18 protein-coding genes are annotated in these 16,313 nt (G+C 71.8%); 12 read left to right on the top strand and 6 right to left on the bottom strand.

The window, feature by feature from the left end; genetic code table 11:
- Positions 1–265 precede the first annotated feature (265 nt).
- Positions 266–574: a small hydrophobic protein gene (locus AB0924_RS07995; protein ID WP_174266320.1), complete on the bottom strand. Its 309-nt coding sequence runs from the start codon at positions 572–574 to the stop codon at positions 266–268.
- A 236-nt stretch (positions 575–810) separates the two neighbouring features.
- On the bottom strand, positions 811–2,430 hold the full coding sequence (locus tag AB0924_RS07990) for an MFS transporter (protein WP_358927196.1): 1,620 nt from the start codon (positions 2,428–2,430) through the stop codon (positions 811–813).
- Between the two features lie 113 nt (positions 2,431–2,543).
- Between AB0924_RS07990 and AB0924_RS07985 the strand changes: the two genes are divergently transcribed.
- From AB0924_RS07985 to AB0924_RS07975, 3 genes are all read left to right on the top strand, one after another.
- Entirely contained in the window at positions 2,544–3,170 is a 627-nt protein-coding gene (locus AB0924_RS07985) for a TetR family transcriptional regulator (protein ID WP_358927197.1), read from the top strand.
- 92 nt (positions 3,171–3,262) lie between these two features.
- The gene (locus AB0924_RS07980; RefSeq protein WP_366910942.1) at positions 3,263–4,480 is read left to right on the top strand and encodes an alpha/beta hydrolase; all 1,218 of its coding nucleotides are present in this window, start codon (positions 3,263–3,265) and stop codon (positions 4,478–4,480) included.
- A gap of 66 nt (positions 4,481–4,546) precedes the next feature.
- Entirely contained in the window at positions 4,547–5,401 is an 855-nt protein-coding gene (locus AB0924_RS07975) for a DUF4429 domain-containing protein (protein ID WP_358927199.1), read from the top strand.
- A gap of 21 nt (positions 5,402–5,422) precedes the next feature.
- On the opposite strand, the gene AB0924_RS07970 is transcribed toward AB0924_RS07975, so the two are convergent.
- Positions 5,423–5,878, bottom strand: coding sequence for a MerR family transcriptional regulator (locus AB0924_RS07970; protein ID WP_366910941.1), 456 nt, complete (start codon positions 5,876–5,878; stop codon positions 5,423–5,425).
- A 96-nt stretch (positions 5,879–5,974) separates the two neighbouring features.
- Between AB0924_RS07970 and AB0924_RS07965 the strand changes: the two genes are divergently transcribed.
- Both AB0924_RS07965 and AB0924_RS07960 read left to right on the top strand, forming a co-directional pair.
- Complete coding sequence (locus AB0924_RS07965) at positions 5,975–6,445, top strand: GNAT family N-acetyltransferase (RefSeq protein ID WP_366910940.1); 471 nt, start codon at positions 5,975–5,977, stop codon at positions 6,443–6,445.
- 18 nt (positions 6,446–6,463) lie between these two features.
- On the top strand, positions 6,464–7,285 hold the full coding sequence (locus tag AB0924_RS07960; RefSeq protein ID WP_358927202.1) for a serine hydrolase domain-containing protein: 822 nt from the start codon (positions 6,464–6,466) through the stop codon (positions 7,283–7,285).
- A 46-nt stretch (positions 7,286–7,331) separates the two neighbouring features.
- Here AB0924_RS07960 and AB0924_RS07955 read toward each other — a convergent pair whose 3' ends face one another.
- A complete protein-coding gene (locus AB0924_RS07955; RefSeq protein ID WP_358927203.1) occupies positions 7,332–7,988 on the bottom strand; it encodes a pirin family protein in 657 nt (218 codons plus the stop codon).
- A gap of 75 nt (positions 7,989–8,063) precedes the next feature.
- Between AB0924_RS07955 and AB0924_RS07950 the strand changes: the two genes are divergently transcribed.
- The 5 genes from AB0924_RS07950 to fabF all read left to right on the top strand — a co-directional run bounded on the left by AB0924_RS07950 (position 8,064) and on the right by fabF (position 13,034).
- Entirely contained in the window at positions 8,064–9,269 is a 1,206-nt protein-coding gene (locus AB0924_RS07950) for a helix-turn-helix domain-containing protein (protein WP_358927204.1), read from the top strand.
- A gap of 89 nt (positions 9,270–9,358) precedes the next feature.
- Positions 9,359–10,306 (top strand): ACP S-malonyltransferase, encoded by a 948-nt coding sequence (locus AB0924_RS07945; protein ID WP_366910939.1) that lies wholly within the window; start codon positions 9,359–9,361, stop codon positions 10,304–10,306.
- 17 nt (positions 10,307–10,323) lie between these two features.
- Positions 10,324–11,355, top strand: a complete 1,032-nt coding sequence (locus AB0924_RS07940; protein WP_358927206.1) for a ketoacyl-ACP synthase III — start codon at positions 10,324–10,326, stop codon at positions 11,353–11,355.
- A gap of 80 nt (positions 11,356–11,435) precedes the next feature.
- Entirely contained in the window at positions 11,436–11,684 is a 249-nt protein-coding gene (locus AB0924_RS07935; RefSeq protein ID WP_133921367.1) for an acyl carrier protein, read from the top strand.
- A gap of 87 nt (positions 11,685–11,771) precedes the next feature.
- A complete protein-coding gene (gene fabF / locus AB0924_RS07930) occupies positions 11,772–13,034 on the top strand; it encodes a beta-ketoacyl-ACP synthase II (RefSeq protein ID WP_358927207.1) in 1,263 nt (420 codons plus the stop codon).
- Between the two features lie 112 nt (positions 13,035–13,146).
- On the opposite strand, the gene AB0924_RS07925 is transcribed toward fabF, so the two are convergent.
- A complete protein-coding gene (locus AB0924_RS07925) occupies positions 13,147–13,641 on the bottom strand; it encodes a DUF3145 domain-containing protein (RefSeq protein WP_351659796.1) in 495 nt (164 codons plus the stop codon).
- A 256-nt stretch (positions 13,642–13,897) separates the two neighbouring features.
- On the opposite strand from AB0924_RS07925, the gene AB0924_RS07920 reads away from it, so the two are divergent.
- Both AB0924_RS07920 and AB0924_RS07915 read left to right on the top strand, forming a co-directional pair.
- Complete coding sequence (locus AB0924_RS07920; protein WP_358927208.1) at positions 13,898–14,800, top strand: SGNH/GDSL hydrolase family protein; 903 nt, start codon at positions 13,898–13,900, stop codon at positions 14,798–14,800.
- 14 nt (positions 14,801–14,814) lie between these two features.
- Positions 14,815–15,786, top strand: coding sequence for an aldose epimerase family protein (locus AB0924_RS07915; RefSeq protein ID WP_358927209.1), 972 nt, complete (start codon positions 14,815–14,817; stop codon positions 15,784–15,786).
- Positions 15,787–15,954: 168 nt separating this feature from the next.
- Here AB0924_RS07915 and AB0924_RS07910 read toward each other — a convergent pair whose 3' ends face one another.
- Positions 15,955–16,287 carry a YrdB family protein gene (locus AB0924_RS07910; protein WP_358927210.1) on the bottom strand — a complete coding sequence of 111 codons (333 nt, stop codon included), beginning with the start codon at positions 16,285–16,287 and terminating at the stop codon, positions 15,955–15,957.
- Positions 16,288–16,313 lie beyond the last annotated feature (26 nt).

Raw genomic sequence — 16,313 nt, 5'->3', positions numbered from 1 at the left:
CTCCCCCGCTCTCGGCTTCGCTCGAGCGGGGCCCCATCGCCCACCCCGTGCCGCCCTGGGGGTCCCCCAGACCCTTGAGGCACTGGGGGAGGCACGCATGCCCGCAGCTACAGGGGCACGGTTGCCCGCTGCTGCAGCTAGGCGGCTCGGCTTCTTGCGGCCGCGCGGGGGTTCGTTGCCCATAGCTAGGCGGGCGTGGGCACACAAGTGCCCGCAGCTCCGGGCACGGGGCCTGGAGTTGCGGGCGTTGGGGGTGGGGCCGGGGTCAGAGGAGGCCGTGGCCCCACGTGGCCGCGCCGGCCAGGGCGATCAGGGACAGCAGCGTGTCGATCGCGCCCAGGACCAGGGCGACCACGGCCGGGATGTTGCGGTCGGTGGACCATTTGCGGCCCATGGACTGCCAGCCGCAGAACATCGCCACCGGGCCGAGGATGATGCCCAGTGCGAAGAATCCGGCGACCGCGCAGACGGTTCCGATGATCCCGAGCGTCGCGCGGTCCGGCCCGGTCCGCTGCCACGAACGGCCGCGTGACCGGGGGTACCCGCGCGTTCCGTGCCCGAAGCCAGCCATCATCAACTCCCTGGTGGTCATGGACAGTTCGGCCTCAAAGGGCGGGTACCCCGGTTTTCCCCGGACAGACCTGCGCGCGCTGCCCCCCTCCAGCAGCGCGCGCCGCGGCCCGGCGGTCCCCGCATGCCCTGCGGAGGACCTGACCCACTGTGACCTGCGGCGCGCGCCCGGAGCGAGGGATCTTGAGCGGAGTCACCCTGATGAGCGAACTCCGCCGGGAAGAGGCATGAAACGCGGCGTCAGATGTGACCGACTCCCGCGCCCGCCTCCGCGTTCTCGCCCCGCTTGGTGAGGAACGCGACCAGCACCGCGACCGCCGCCACGCCCGCCGCGACCAGGGAGGCGAGGCTCATGCCGGAGATGAAGGTGTCGTGGGCGACCGTGGTGATCTTCGCGACGAGAGCCTCCGGCATGCCCTTGGTCACCGGCGCCACGCCCACCTGGACCGCCTCGGAGGCCTGGTCCAGCTGCTCCGGGGTCAGCTTCGGCAGCCCCGCGCCGGCCCAGTTGTCCGGCAGCTCGCTGTCGACCCTGGAGGCCATCACGGCGCCCAGCACCGCCGTACCGAGGCTGCCGCCGATCTGCATGGCCGCCTGCTGCAGGCCGCCGGCCACACCGGACAGCTCCATGGGCGCGTTGCCCACGATCACCTCGGTGGCGCCGACCATGACCGGCGCGAGGCCGAAGCCCAGCAGGGCGAACCAGACCGACATCAAACCGCTGCCGGTGTCGGCCTTCAGGGTCGACATGCCGTACATGGCGATGGCGGTCGCCGCCATGCCGCCGGCCAGCGGGATGCGCGGACCGAGCTTGGTGATCGCGGCGCCCGCGAGCGGGGAGCCGACGATCATCATGCCGGTCAGCGGAAGCAGGTGCAGACCCGCGTCGATGGGGCTCATGCCGTGGACGTTCTGGAGGTAGAACGTCACGAAGAACAGGCCGCCCATGAAGGCGATCGCCATCAGGACCATCAGGACGACACCCGCGGACAGCGGGATCGAGCGGAACATGCCCAGCGGGATCAGCGGCTCGGCGACCCTCGTCTCCCAGACCGCGAACAGGACGAACAGCAGCGCCGAGGCGCCGATGAAGCCCCAGGTCTTGACGTCGCCCCAGCCCCAGGTCGGCGCCTTGATGAGCGCCCACACCAGGCAGAACATCGCGCCGGACAGCAGCACGATGCCCGGCAGGTCGAAGGAGCGCGGCGCGTTCTCGGCGCGGTGGTCCAGCAGGATCAGCAGGCCCAGCAGCAGGGCGAGGACGCCGACCGGCACGTTGATGAAGAACACCGACTGCCAGTTGACGTGCTCGACGAGGACGCCGCCGAGGATCGGGCCGCCCGCGGTGGAGGCACCGATGACCATGCCCCAGATGCCGATCGCCATGTTCAGCTTCTCGGCCGGGAAGGTGGCTCGCAGCAGGCCGAGCGCGGCCGGCATCAGCAGCGCGCCGAACAGGCCCTGGAAGACGCGGAAGGTGACGACCGCGGCGATGCTGTTCGACAGGCCGATGGCGCCCGACGCGGCGGCGAAGCCGGTCACGCCGATCAGGAAGGTCTGCCGGTGGCCGAAGCGGTCACCCAGCTTGCCCGCGGTGATCAGGGAGACCGCGAGGGCGAGGAAGTAGCCGTTGGTGATCCACTGGACGTCGGCGAAGCTCGCGTCGAGGTCCTTCTGGATGGCCGGGTTGGCGATGGCCACGATGGTGCCGTCGAGGGCCACCATCATGACCCCTACGGCGACGGTGATGAGGGTGAGCCACGGGTGGCCGCGCAGCCCCGCGGCCGGGGTCGGCCCCGGCGGGTCGGTCGACGCCCGGTCCCCCGGTCCCGTCGTGTCGATGGTGGTCTGACTAGTCATACCTTCGAGGCTAGTGTCAGTCGCTGACAGTTGACAAACCAATTCACAAGTCGGTAACTGACACGACACCAGCGCATAGCCTGAGCTGGAAGGACATTTCACGGGAGAGGCCAATGGAGACGCTGCGCGACCGCAAGAAGCGGCGTACTCGGGAGGCGCTGCTACGGGCCGCTCTCGAACTTTTCACCACACAGGGCTACGAGCGCACCACCGTCGACGAGATCGCCGAGGCCGTCGACGTCTCGCAGCGCACCTTCTTCCGCTACTTCGCCGGCAAGGAGGAGGTGGCCTTCGCGGTGCAGGACATGACGGAGGCACTGTTCGTGGAGGCCGTACGGGCGCGGCCGGCCCACGAGGCGCCGATGGAGGCGCTGCGGCAGGCGATCCTGGAGGGCTGGGAGGCGATACGCGAGACGGTCGACTCGGCCGTTCCGGTGGAGCTGTACCTGCGCATGTACCGGACCATCGAGTCGACGCCCGCGCTGCTCGCCGCCCATCTGCGGCGCTCCGTGACCACCGAGGAGACGATCGCGCGACTGCTCGCCGCGCGGGAGGGCGTCGACGTGGAGACGGATCCGCGGCCACGGCTGGCCGTGGCCGTGTTCGGCGGGGTGATAAGGGTCACCGAACGGCAGTGGTGCACGGGTGACGACTTCAGTCTGGAGGCGATGAGGCGTCTGACGGCGTCGTATCTGGACCAGTTGGGCTCGGCGCTCACCGGGAACTGGCGGAACGTCTGAGGACGTCGCGGGAGCGTTCGACCTTTACCGAAACGTGATACCCATCACTCGGTTACCCCGAGACCCTCCCGTTCTCCTAGTGTGTCCTCCCAGTGACTTCCTTCGACACCTCCCCGCCCCTCAACGTCTGGCGCGCCATGCTCGCGCTGTCCGTGGTGTTCGTGATGCTCGCGACCACCGGCTGGACCGCCATGCGCACCCACCGGGAGCCGACCGCGCTGCAGCACTCACTCGACAAGTGGGAGCACGGCACGCTGCGCGGCCTGCACCTGCCGGACCCCGAGGCGGCCCCCGCGCGCCTCACCCGGTTCTTCGCCTCGCTCACGTCGCACGAGCGCGACCGGCTGGCCCACCGCTACTCCCTGGCGGTCGGCAACATGAACGGCGCCCCCGCCAAGCTGCGCTACCGCGCCAACCGCATCGCGCTGGGCCAGGCGCGTGAGGTCGAGCGCGAGCGCATGCACGACAGCCGGATCAGCAGGGCCGGACAGCAGGACGCGGGCCAGCGGATGGAGCGCTACGAGGCGCTGATGCGTCCCGGCCGGCACATCCTCGCCTTCGACCCCGCGGGCTCGGGCCGGGTCGCGGAGGTGTTCGGCAGCCTCACCAAGGCCGACCGGATCTCCGTCGTCGTCCCCGGTGTCGACACCGACCTACTCACCTTCCAGCGGACGTACCGCAGGTACAGCGCCCCGGTCGGGATGGCCAAGGCCCTGTACGCGGCCGAGCGGGCGGAACGCCCCTCGACGCGCACGGCCGTGATCGCCTGGGCCGACTACACCGCACCGGACGGACTCGGCGTGGACGCGGCCACCGGACTGCGCGCCGAGGAGGGTGCCGTCCGGCTGAACGCGCTGCTGCGCGGCCTGCCCGGCCGGGCGCCGGTGTCGATGTTCTGCCACAGCTACGGCTCGGTGGTCTGCGGGGTCGCCGCGCAGGGCATGCCGGACCGGGTGTCCGACCTGGCGGTGGCCGCGAGCCCCGGCATGCGCGCCGCGAGCGCCTCCCGCCTGGGCACCTCGGCCCGGGTGTGGGCGATGCGGGACGCCAGCGACTGGGTGCAGGACGTGCCGTATCTGGAACTCGGCGGGCTGGGCCACGGCGCCGACCCGGTGTCCTCGGCGTTCGGCGCGCGGGTCCTGTCGGCCCATGACGCGCAGGGCCACAGCGGCTACTTCCAGCCGGGCACGGACAGCCTGCGCAACCTCGCGCACGTCGGCGTCGGCGCGTACGACGCGGTGACGTGCGCACGCGAAGACGATGCCTGCCGGGCGGATCTGCCCCGCACGACGACGGCCGGACGCGCGTAGAAACAGCAGGAAGTGCGGTCTGCGCGGGTGGCGACGGAGGAGCACGTGCCGCATACGATGAACCGCATGGGTGACGTACTGGCGGGTTTTCATGCCGTCTGGGAGTTCGAGTCCGACTCCGTGCTCATCCGTTACGAACGGGGGATTCGGACACCCAGACTGTTCCAGGCGCTGGGCGAGCGGCGCATTCCGCTGGCCGCGGTCGAGGAGGTGACCCTCACGCCCGGCAAGCGCGGCTCCGTCGTCCTGCGGCTGCGGCCGCGCCCCGGCGCCGATCCGCTGATGGACGCGGCGGCCGGGCAGCTGCGGGAGGGCTCCGACCCGTACCGGCTGGTGCTGCCGGCCGAGCGGGCGACCCTCGCCGAGTACTACGCCGACGAGCTGAGACCGCTGCTGACCGAGTCCGGGCCGGAGCCCGCCGAGCGCTGCCTGGTGGCCGCCCCCGAGGCCCCGCTGCACTTCAAGGCGTACGACGGGAAGGCGTCCTTCGACGGGACCTCCGTGCAGTTCCGCTGGTCCTGGACGGGTGCGTCCTCGGCGAAGTGGAAGGCCGGGGACCAGAGTTGGCCGGTCGCCGACCTCAGCGGAGTGGAGTGGCGCTCGCCGGAGGTCTTCGAGGGGCATCTGCGCCTGGTACCCCGCGAGAACGGCTCCACCCCTCCCGCGCAGCCCGACCAGGATCCCGCGGCCGTCGTCTTCGGTCTCGGCTACGGGCCGGTGCACGAGTCCCTGCCGTTCGCCGCCGCCGTCCTCGCGGCGCTGCGGACCCGGGGGCCGGTACCGGTGGCGCCGGCCCCGTCCCGGCGGGACCCGGCCGACATCGCCGAGCGCATCCGGCACCTCGGGGAACTGCACCGGGCGGGCCTGGTCACCGACGAGGAGTTCTCCTCGAAGAAGGCCGAGCTGCTGGCCGAGCTGTAGCGGTCCCGCGCGGCCGGCGGGTCAGCGCTCCGTGGCGTAGAAGCTGATCTTCCGGTCCAGTACCGCCAGGGTGTCGTGCAGTTCCGCGATCCGGGCCAGGACGTCCCGGCGGGTCGACTCGAGCAGTTCCTGGCGCTCGGCGTAGGTGCTCTCGCCCTCCCGCACCAGCTCCGCGTACCGGACCATGTCGGCCACCGGCATGCCGGTCAGCCGGAGCTTGTTCACGAACTCCAGCCAGTCCAGGTCCCGGTTGCTGTAGCGGCGCTGACCGGTGTGCGAACGGTCGACGTGCGGCATCAGGCCGATCCGCTCGTACCAGCGCAGCGTGTGCGCGGTCAGACCGGTGAAGGCGACGACCTCGCTGATCGTGTAGCGGTCCTGGCCTTCGGGGCGGGGGTGGGGCCGGGGCGGGGCGGAGCAGATGTCGGCGGGGGTGGCTTGTTCGGCGGCCGCTGGCGTGGTCTGCATCACCGTCATGCCCCAACGCTATGGCCTTCGAGTGCACTCCAGGCAAGCGACTCCGGTGAGAAAAGGGAGAGACGGCTCCCGGGGCCGGTGATTAGCGTGCGCGGCATGACTCTCGTACGCCGGGCCGAGCCCGAGGACGCCGCGGAAGTGCTGCGGCTGCGCCAGGTCATGATCGACTCCATGGCCCACGCCGACCGGTCCACCGACTGGCACACCGAGTCCCTCCCCACCCTGCGGGCGAGGCTCGCGGAGCCGGAGGGGGACTTCGTGGCCTTCATCGTGGACCATCCGGAGCGGCCGGGGACGCTCGCCGCGCTGGTGGCGGGCACGCTCGACTACCGGATCGGCCGGGCGGCCAACCCGCTCGGCACCGTCGGGTACGTCTTCAGCGTCGCCACCGACCCGGACGCCCGCCGGCGCGGGTACGCGCGCGCGTGCATGGACACGCTCCTCGGCTGGTTCCGCGAGCGCGGCGCCGACCGGGTGCAGCTCACCACGTCCACCGAGGGCGCGCCGCTGTACACCTCGCTGGGCTTCCGGCCCAAGCCCGACCCGTTGCTGGAGCTGTGGCTCTGAGCGCATAGGCTCGGCCCCATGTCGTTGAACAGCCTGGCGTCGATCGAGAACTGGCCCGTCCCCACCGCCGCGGCGGGCGTGGTCCGCGCGGACGGCACGGTCGTGGGCACCCACGGCCCGGACGGGCAGCGGTTCCCCCTCGCCTCGGTCACCAAGCCGCTGGCGGCGTACGCCGTGCTCGTCGCCTACGAGGAGGGCGCGATCGAGCTGGACGAGCCGGCCGGCCCGCCCGGCGCCACCGTCCGCCATCTGCTCGCGCACACCTCCGGGCTGGCCTTCGACGAGCACCGGGTGATGGCTCCCGCCGGGGAGCGGCGGCTGTACTCCAACGCGGGGTTCGAGCAGCTCGGCGACCATGTCGCCAAGGCGACGGAGATCCCGTTCGGCGAATATCTGCGGCAGGCGGTGCTGGAGCCGCTGGGCATGACGTCGACGACCCTGGACGGCTCCCCGGCGAAGGACGGGGTGTCCACGGTCGGGGACCTGCTGCTTTTCGCCGCCGAGATCCAGGCGCCGCGGCTGCTGGATCCGCGTACCGTCGCGGAGGCGATGACGGTGCAGTACCCGGGCACGAAGGGCGTCCTGCCGGGGTACGGGCACCAGAACCCGAACGACTGGGGGCTGGGGTTCGAGATCCGGGACTCCAAGTCGCCGCACTGGACGGGGTCTTCGTCCTCGCCGCGGACGTTCGGGCACTTCGGGCAGTCCGGTACGTTCCTGTGGGTCGACCCGGACGCGGAGGCGGCCTGCGTGGCCCTCACCGACCGCGCCTTCGGGCCCTGGGCGGTCGAGGCGTGGCCGGTGTTCACGGACGCGGTGCTGGCGGAGCTGCGGGGCTGAGGCCCGCCGGGACCGGGCCGGCACGCAAGGGCGCCGCCATGCCCGTTCAACCGGCGGTCATCTCCCACATCAGCAGTTCCGCCGACGTCACCGCCACGGCGTCCAGCCCCTCGGCGTCCGTGATGCGGGCCGAGTCCCCCTCGCCCAGCGCCTCCTCCGCCAGCGTGATCTCGCCCCGGACCACGTGGACGTACACCTGGGGCGCGTCCGGTACCGCCGTGCGCTCCCCCGCCGTCAGGCGGCGGACGTGGAGCATCGCGCCGGCGGCCGGGAGGGCGTAGGGGGTGGAGTCGGCGATGCCGGGGATGATCTCGTAGGACGGGTCGCCGCCCGGCTCCAGCGGGGCCAGCCACATCTGGACGAAGGTCAGCGGGGTGTCCGCCTCGTTGCGTTCCACGTGGCGGACGCCCGCCGCCGCGGCGAGGTGCTGGACGTCGCCGGGGCGTACCTTCGTCTCGTGGCCCGTGGAGTCACGGTGGGTCAGTTCCCCCTCGGCCACCCACGTCACGATCTCGGTGTGGCTGTGCGGGTGCTCGTCGAAGCCGGCGCCGGGGGCGAGCCGCTCCTCGTTGCAGGCGATCACCGCGCCGAAGCGCAGGTTGCCGGGGTCGTAGTGCGGGCCGAAGGAGAAGGCGTGGCGGGATTCGATCCCCGCCTGCGGATCCCCTCCGCGGTAGCGCTCGCCGGCGCGCCGTACGTCCATCACAGGCACCACCGTAGACCGCGCACAGCACCCCGCCGACGCATGGTCCCGTCCCGATAAGGCAGTCTTGTCCCCGTGCCCGAACCCGAAATCCGTAGCGGCGAACCCGCAGCGCACGCCGTCCACCAGCACTCCGCGACTCTGAAGCGGCTGGAGAAGTCCTCCGGGAGTCTCGCCGCGCAGGCCATCGCCCGCATGGACGAGACCCTGCCGTGGTACCGGGCCATGCCGCCGGAGAACCGTTCCTGGATCGGGCTCGTGGCGCAGGCGGGCATCGCCGCGTTCACCGAGTGGTTCCGGCACCCGGACGCGCCGCAGGCCATCTCCACGGACGTCTTCGGGACGGCGCCCCGCGAGCTGACCAGGGCCATCACGCTGCGGCAGACCGTGGAGATGGTGCGGACCACCATCGAGGTGATGGAGTCCGCCATCGACGAGGTGGCGGCCCCCGGGGACGAGAGCGTGCTGCGCGAGGCGCTGCTCGTGTACGCCCGGGAGATCGCGTTCGCCACCGCCCAGGTGTACGCCCAGGCCGCCGAGGCGCGCGGTGCCTGGGACGCGCGGCTGGAGTCGCTGGTGGTCAACGCCGTGCTCAGCGGGGAGGCCGACGAGGGCGCCGTCAGCCGGGCCGCCGCGCTCGGCTGGAACTCGCCGGACCATGTGTGCGTCGTGCTCGGCACCGCGCCCGACGGGGACAGCGAGCTGACCGTCGAGGCCATACGGCGGGCCGCGCGCCACGCCAAGCTGCAGGTGCTCACGGGAGTGCTCGGGGACCGGCTGGTGGTGATCGCCGGGGGCAGCCCCAATCCGCTCGCCGTCGCCAAGTCGCTGATCGGGCCGTACGCCGCCGGTCCGGTCGTCGCCGGGCCCGTCGTGCCCGACCTGCTGGCCGCCACCCGGTCCGCGCAGGCCGCGGCGGCGGGGCTGAAGGCGTGTTTCGCCTGGCAGGACGCGCCGCGGCCGGTGCTGGCGGACGATCTTCTGCCGGAGCGGGCCATCGCGGGTGATCCGGGCGCGCGCGAGCAGTTGGTGGAGGAGATCTACAGACCACTGGAGGAGGCGGGGTCGGCACTCCTGGAGACCTTGAGTGTCTACCTGGAGCAGGCGAGCAGCCTGGAGGGCGCGGCGAGGATGCTGTTCGTTCACCCGAACACCGTGCGCTACCGGCTCCGACGTGTGACAGACGTCACCGGATGGTCCCCCTCGGATGTACGATCCGCGTTCACGCTGCGGATCGCGCTGATCCTGGGGCGTCTGGCCGACGGTGAACCCCAGGCCTAGGGTTTTGTGGGGGGCCCACAAAACCCCTACGTGTTCTTCGTCCCTGTCCCCACGGGCGGCTTCGGCCGTCTCCAAGAGAGAGTGTGAGAGTGCTCGTACTCGTCGCTCCCGGCCAGGGCGCCCAGACGCCCGGCTTCCTGACCCCCTGGCTCGAACTCCCCGGTGCCGCGGACCGCGTCGCCGCGTGGTCGGACGCCATCGGCCTCGACCTGGTCCACTACGGCACCCAGGCCGACGCCGACGCCATCCGCGACACCGCGGTGGCCCAGCCGCTGCTGGTCGCCGCTGGGATCCTGTCCGCCATGGCACTGGGTGACATGCCGGAGATCGCGCCCGGCGCGGTCGCCGGCCACAGCGTGGGCGAGATCACCGCCGCCGCTTTCGCGGGCGTCCTCGACGACATCGCGGCGCTCGGCCTCGTCCGCCGTCGTGGGCTCGCGATGGCCGAGGCCGCCGCGATCACCGAGACGGGTATGTCGGCGCTGCTCGGCGGTGACCCCGAGACCTCCGTCGCGCACCTGGAGAAGCTGGGCCTGACGCCGGCGAACATCAACGGCGCGGGCCAGATCGTCGCCGCGGGCACGCTGGAGCAGCTCGCCGCGCTGGCCGAGGACAAGCCCGAGGGTGTCCGCAAGGTCGTCCCGCTGAAGGTGGCCGGCGCCTTCCACACGCGCCACATGGCCCCCGCCGTCGAGGCGCTGGCCGAGGCCGCGGCACGGCTGGCGCCCGCCGACCCGAAGGTCCCCTACGTCTCCAACAAGGACGGCCGCCAGGTCGCCTCCGGCGCCGAGGTGCTGGACCGGCTGGTCGGCCAGGTCGCCAACCCGGTGCGCTGGGACCTGTGCATGGAGACGTTCAAGGAGCTGGGCGTCACCGCCCTCATCGAGGTGTGCCCCGGCGGCACGCTGACCGGTCTGGCCAAGCGCGCGCTGCCCGGTGTGCGCACGCTCGCCCTGAAGACCCCCGACGACCTCGACGCGGCCCGCGCGCTCATCGCCGAGACTGCGACACCTGCCGCTGACGCGGCGAGCGCCTGACAAGGAGCCCAACACCCATGTCGAAGATCAAGCCCAGTAAGGGCGCCCCGTACGCGCGCATCCTCGGCGTCGGCGGTTACCGGCCGACCCGTGTGGTGCCCAACGAGGTGATCCTGGAGAGGATCGACTCGTCCGACGAGTGGATCCGTTCGCGCTCCGGCATCGAGACCCGGCACTGGGCGGGCCCCGAGGAGACGGTCGCCGCGATGTCCGTCGAGGCGGCCGGCAAGGCGATCGCCGACTCCGGCATCGACGCCGAGCAGATCGGCGCCGTGGTCGTCTCGACCGTCTCGCACTTCAGCCAGACCCCGGCCGTGGCCACCGAGATCGCCGACAAGCTCGGCACGAACAAGGCCGCCGCCTTCGACATCTCGGCCGGCTGCGCGGGCTTCGGCTACGGCCTGACCCTCGCCAAGGGCATGGTGGTGGAAGGTTCCGCCGAGTACGTGCTCGTCATCGGTGTGGAGCGGCTCAGCGACCTCACCGACCTGGAGGACCGGGCCACGGCCTTCCTGTTCGGCGACGGCGCCGGCGCGGTCGTCATCGGCCCCTCGCAGGAGCCGGCCATCGGCCCGACCGTGTGGGGCTCCGAGGGCGACAAGTCCGGCACCATCAAGCAGACGGTCTCCTGGGACCGTTTCCGGGTCGGCGACCTCGCCGAACTGCCCCTGGACAGCGAGGGCAACGTCAAGTTCCCCGCGATCACGCAGGAGGGCCAGGCGGTGTTCCGCTGGGCCGTGTTCGAGATGGCGAAGGTCGCCCAGCAGGCGCTGGACGCGGCCGGGATCAGCCCGGACGACCTGGACGTCTTCATTCCGCACCAGGCCAACGTGCGGATCATCGACTCGATGGTGAAGACGCTGAAGCTGCCGGAGCACGTCACGGTCGCCCGTGACATCCGCACCACCGGCAACACCTCGGCCGCCTCGATCCCGCTCGCGATGGAGCGGCTCCTGGCGACCGGGGAGGCGAAGAGCGGCGACACCGCGCTCGTCATCGGATTCGGGGCGGGTCTCGTCTACGCCGCCACGGTCGTTACCCTCCCCTAGGCACTCCGTGCCGGATCTCGCTTCCGGCTCGGTGCAAACTGCCACAAACCGTCTGGATTATCGAAGAAGGAGCGCCTGACATGGCCGCCACTCAGGAAGAGATCGTCGCCGGTCTCGCCGAGATCGTGAACGAGATCGCCGGGATCCCCACCGAGGACGTCCAGCTGGACAAGTCCTTCACCGACGACCTGGACGTCGACTCGCTGTCCATGGTCGAGGTCGTCGTCGCCGCCGAGGAGCGCTTCGACGTGAAGATCCCGGACGAGGACGTCAAGAACCTCAAGACCGTTGGTGACGCCACCAACTACATCCTCAAGCACCAGGCCTGAGTCACTCCTTAGGCCGTCAGGCTGCTAGGCCCCGCCACCCGGCGGTGGCGCCGTCGAATCCCGTTTTCCGTTGGAGAAAGAATTCCCGTGAGCCCGACCAATCGCACCGTGGTCGTCACCGGTATCGGCGCAACCACACCGCTGGGTGGCGACGCAGCCTCGTTCTGGGAGGCCCTGGTCGCCGGCAAGTCCGGTGTCGGCCCGCTCGAGCAGGAGTGGGCGGCCCAGCTGCCGGTCCGCATCGCCGCCCAGATCGCCGTCGAGCCCGGCGAGATCATCCCCCGCCCGCAGGCCCGCAAGCTGGACCGGTCCGCGCAGTTCGCGCTGATCGCCGCTCAGGAGGCCTGGAAGGACGCCGGTTTCACCGCCAAGGCCGGTGAGGACGCGTCCGTCAACCCCGATCGTCTCGGTGCGGTCATCGCCTCCGGCATCGGTGGCGTGACGACGCTCCTGGACCAGTACGACGTGCTCAAGGAGAAGGGCGTACGCCGCGTCTCCCCGCACACCGTGCCGATGCTGATGCCCAACTCCCCGGCGGCCAACGTCGGTATCGAGCTGGGTGCCCGTGCCGGTGTGCACACCCCCGTGTCGGCCTGCGCCTCCGGCGCGGAGGCCATCGGGTACGCGATCGAGATGATCCGCACCGGGCGTGCGGACGTGGTCGTGGCCGGTGGTACCGAGGCCGCCATCCACCCGCTTCCCATCGCCGCCTTCGGCAACATGATGGCGATGTCCAAGAACAACGACGACCCCGAGGGCGCGTCGCGTCCCTACGACGCGGGCCGCGACGGCTTCGTGCTCGGCGAGGGCGCCGGTGTGATCATCCTGGAGTCCGAGGAGCACGCGAAGGCCCGCGGCGCCCGGATCTACGTCGAGGCGGTCGGCCAGGGCATCTCCGCCGACAGCCACCACATCACGCAGCCCGAGCCGTCCGGCAACGGCATCGCGCACGCGCTGCAGAACCTGCTCGACAACACGGACCTGAAGCCGGCCGAGATCGTGCACGTGAACGCGCACGCCACCTCGACGCCTCAGGGCGACGTCGCCGAGATCAAGGCGCTGCGGAAGGTGTTCGGCGACGACGTCGACCACATGGCGATCTCCGCCACCAAGTCGATGACGGGTCACCTGCTCGGCGGCGCGGGCGGTATCGAGACCGTGGCGTCGATCCTGGCGCTGGTGAACCGTACGGCTCCGCCGACCATCAACGTGTCGAACCTCGACCCCGAGGTCAACGCGGACGTGGTGACCGGTGAGGCCCGCGAGCTGCCCGAGGGGCGGATCGCCGTGCTGAACGACTCGTTCGGCTTCGGCGGGCACAACGTGGTCCTGGCCTTCCGGACCGTCTGAGCGCACACGTGAGGAGCCCCCACCGGCCGGTGGGGGCTCTTTCGTGTGTCCCGCGGGTTCCTCCGCGTGTCGGGCCGCTTGTCGAAGGGGTCCCGCGCCGGTCCGGGAGGACTCAGACCACCTGGTGCAGCCAGCGCACCGGTGCTCCCTCACCCGCGTAGCGGAACGGCTCGAGTTCGTCGTCCCAGGGCTTTCCGAGGAGCTTGGCGATCTCCGCCTCCAGGTCGGTCTCCTCGCGCTGGGAACGCGTCAGCGCGGCGCGCAGCCGGTCCTCGGGGATGAGGATGTCGCCGTGGATGCCGGTGACCGCGTGGAAGATGCCGAGGTCGGGGGTGCAGCTGTAGCGCTCGCCCTCGGCGGTGGCACAGGGTTCGGCGGTGACCTCGAAGCGCAGCAGGTGCCAGCCGCGCAGGGCGGAGGCGAGCTTGGAGGCGGTACCGGCCTCGCCCTGCCAGGAGAACTCCGAGCGCCAGGTGCCGGGCGCCGCGGGCTGCCGGATCCAGTCGAGGCTGACGCGCGTGCCGAGCACCCCGGCGACGGCCCACTCGACGTGCGGGCACAGCGCGCGCGGCGCGGAGTGCACGTACAGAACTCCACGTGTCGTCACCGGAACCTCCGGGCAGAGCGGGACATCTTGCGGACTGGCGGGGCGGCCAGGCGCGACGGCCGCGTTGATGGCGAGGCTACCCTGCGGCGGGGCAAGGAGTGTGACGTACCGTCGGTCCCGGTGCCAGGAAACCCGTGCCATTCACCCAGGGGGACGCTTGTACGGGGGTGCGGCGTTCCCGGGTCCCCGGTCCGGGAACCCTCGCGCGTTGTCATGAGAGGGAGCACCGCACCGCCGAGCGAGGGGAGCAGCCAAGATGCGCGAGCCAGGCCACCGGGCGCGGGGCGCCGTCGCCGTCCTGACGGCGGCCGTCCTGACCCTGACGGGGTGTGACGCCTTCGGGGGCGGCGGCGCCGAGGGCAAGAAGGACTCCGGCGCGCCCGCCTCCCGGCCCCCGGCCCGGCCGGCACCGGTGTGGGACCGCAGCCCGGACTCGATCGCCGCGGTCGGCGACTCCATCACCCGCGGCTTCGACGCGTGCGCCGTGCTCTCCGACTGCCCCGAGGTGTCGTGGGCGACGGGCAGCGACGCCGGGGTCGACAGCCTGGCGGTGCGGCTGCTGGGGGTGCGGGGAGCGGCGGAGCGCAGCCGCAACTACGCGGTGACCGGCGCGCGGATGTCAGACCTGCCGCGGCAGATGGCCGGCGCGATCGCCGGGCGGCCCGAGCTGGTGACGGTGATGATCGGCGCGAACGACGCCTGCCGGGCGTCGGTGTCGGCGATGACCCCGGTGAAGGACTTCCGGGCGGACTTCGAGGCGTCGCTGGCCAAGCTGCGTACGGCGTTGCCCAGGACGCAGGTGTACGTGGCGAGCGTGCCGAACCTGCTGCGGCTGTGGTCCCAGGGCCGGACGAACCCGCTGGGCAAGCAGGTGTGGAAGCTGGGCATCTGCCCGTCGATGCTGGCCGAGGCCGACGACCTGACCGGCGTGGCCACGGAGCGCCGGGAGGAGGTGCAGCGGCGGGTGGAGGACTACAACGAGGCGCTGCGGGCCGTGTGCGCCAAGGACCGCCGCTGCCGCTTCGACGGGAACGCGGTGTTCGACTTCCGCTTCGGCACCGGCCAGCTCAGCCGCTGGGACTGGTTCCACCCGAGCCGCGACGGGCAGGCACGGCTTGCCGAGATCGCGTACCGCACTGTCACCGCGCGAAGACCCTGACTAGGGTTTCCCACATGAGCGAACTTTTCTGCACACTTCCCGACGGCACACCGGTGCACCGCTGGACGCTGGAGCGGGCCGGGGTGCGGGTGCGGGTGCTGTCGTACGGCGGGATCGTGCAGTCGGTCGAGGTTCCCGACCGGGACGGGCGTACGGCGGGCGTGGTGCTGGGATTCCCCGGGGTGGAGGGCTATCTGGAGCATCCGGAGCCCTATCTCGGCGCCCTGGTGGGGCGGTACGCCAACCGGATCGCGGGCGGGCGCTTCACGCTGGACGGCCGTGCGTACGCGCTGCCGGTGAACGACGGGCCCAACTGTCTGCACGGCGGGGAGCGCGGGTTCGACAAGCGGGTGTGGGAGGCGGAGCCGGCCGGGGACGGCGTCCGGCTGCGCCGGGTGAGCCCGGACGGCGAGGAGGGCTTCCCGGGCCGGCTGGAGGTGTCCGTGACGTACACGCTGGACGACGCCGGGTCGCTGCGGATCGCCTACGAGGCCGTGACGGACGCGCCCACCGTCCTCAACCTCACCAACCACTCGTACTGGAACCTGGGCGGTTCCGGTCCCACGGGCGGTCACGAACTGCGGCTCGCCGCCTCCCGGTTCACCCCCGTGGACGCGGACCTGATCCCCACCGGGGCCCTGCGGGACGTGACCGGCTCCCGCTTCGACTTCCGCGCGGTCCGCGAGGTCGGGTCCGGCTACGACCACAACTTCGTGCTGGACAAGGGGCTGACGGACGCCGCCGAGGAGGTGGCCGAGCTGCACGACCCGGTGTCCGGGCGGGTGCTCACGGTGGCCACGACCGAGCCCGGGCTCCAGTTCTACACCGCCGACCACCTGGCCGCGCCCTTCGCCCCCGGCGAGGGGGTCGCCCTGGAGACCCAGCACTTCCCCGACTCCCCCAACCACCCCGACTTCCCGGGCACCGTGCTCCGGCCGGGCGAGACGTTCAGGTCCGAGACGGTGTACGGGTTCTCGGCGCGCTGAGACAAGGGACGAGCCCCGGTCCGGAGGTCAGGTTTCCGGCCCGGGGCTGCCCACGGGGGACTTGTCCCGGTCCTGACGTTAATCGCCGCGACCGCCCAGGGGCCCGCGAGAGCACCCCGCACAGCGATCCCGTACGAACCCTTCACAAACGGCCACGCGTCCGCCGCGTCACGCCGGCCGGGCGCGGGCCAGGCACTTGCTCGCCACGCACACCAGGGCGAGGACGGCCGCCCAGGCGGGGGCCCCGGCGGCGCAGAGCGCCGCGACCCCCGCGCCGAACCAGAGCAGTTCGAAGACGAGGCGGGCCGTGCCCTGGAGCTTGAACCGCGCCCTCGGCGACGCGAACAGCCCCCACAGCTCGGCGAGCAGGCCCATCCCGAGGACGCCGACGAGGAAGCCGACCGTGTCGCCGCGGGTGATCCCCCAGTACAGAACGGCGCCGAGGACCGCCAGTTCCAGGAGGAAGAGCACCACGAGATTCACGGCCTTCGCTGTCTTCACGACCGGCAGTATCGCCCGGCGACCCG

Origin of the sequence: Streptomyces sp. NPDC047869 (genome assembly GCF_040704065.1) — a bacterium.
GTDB lineage: Bacteria > Actinomycetota > Actinomycetes > Streptomycetales > Streptomycetaceae > Streptomyces.
The sequence above is the reverse complement of the archived record's forward strand: the minus strand, read 5'-3'. Positions and strand labels throughout refer to the sequence as shown.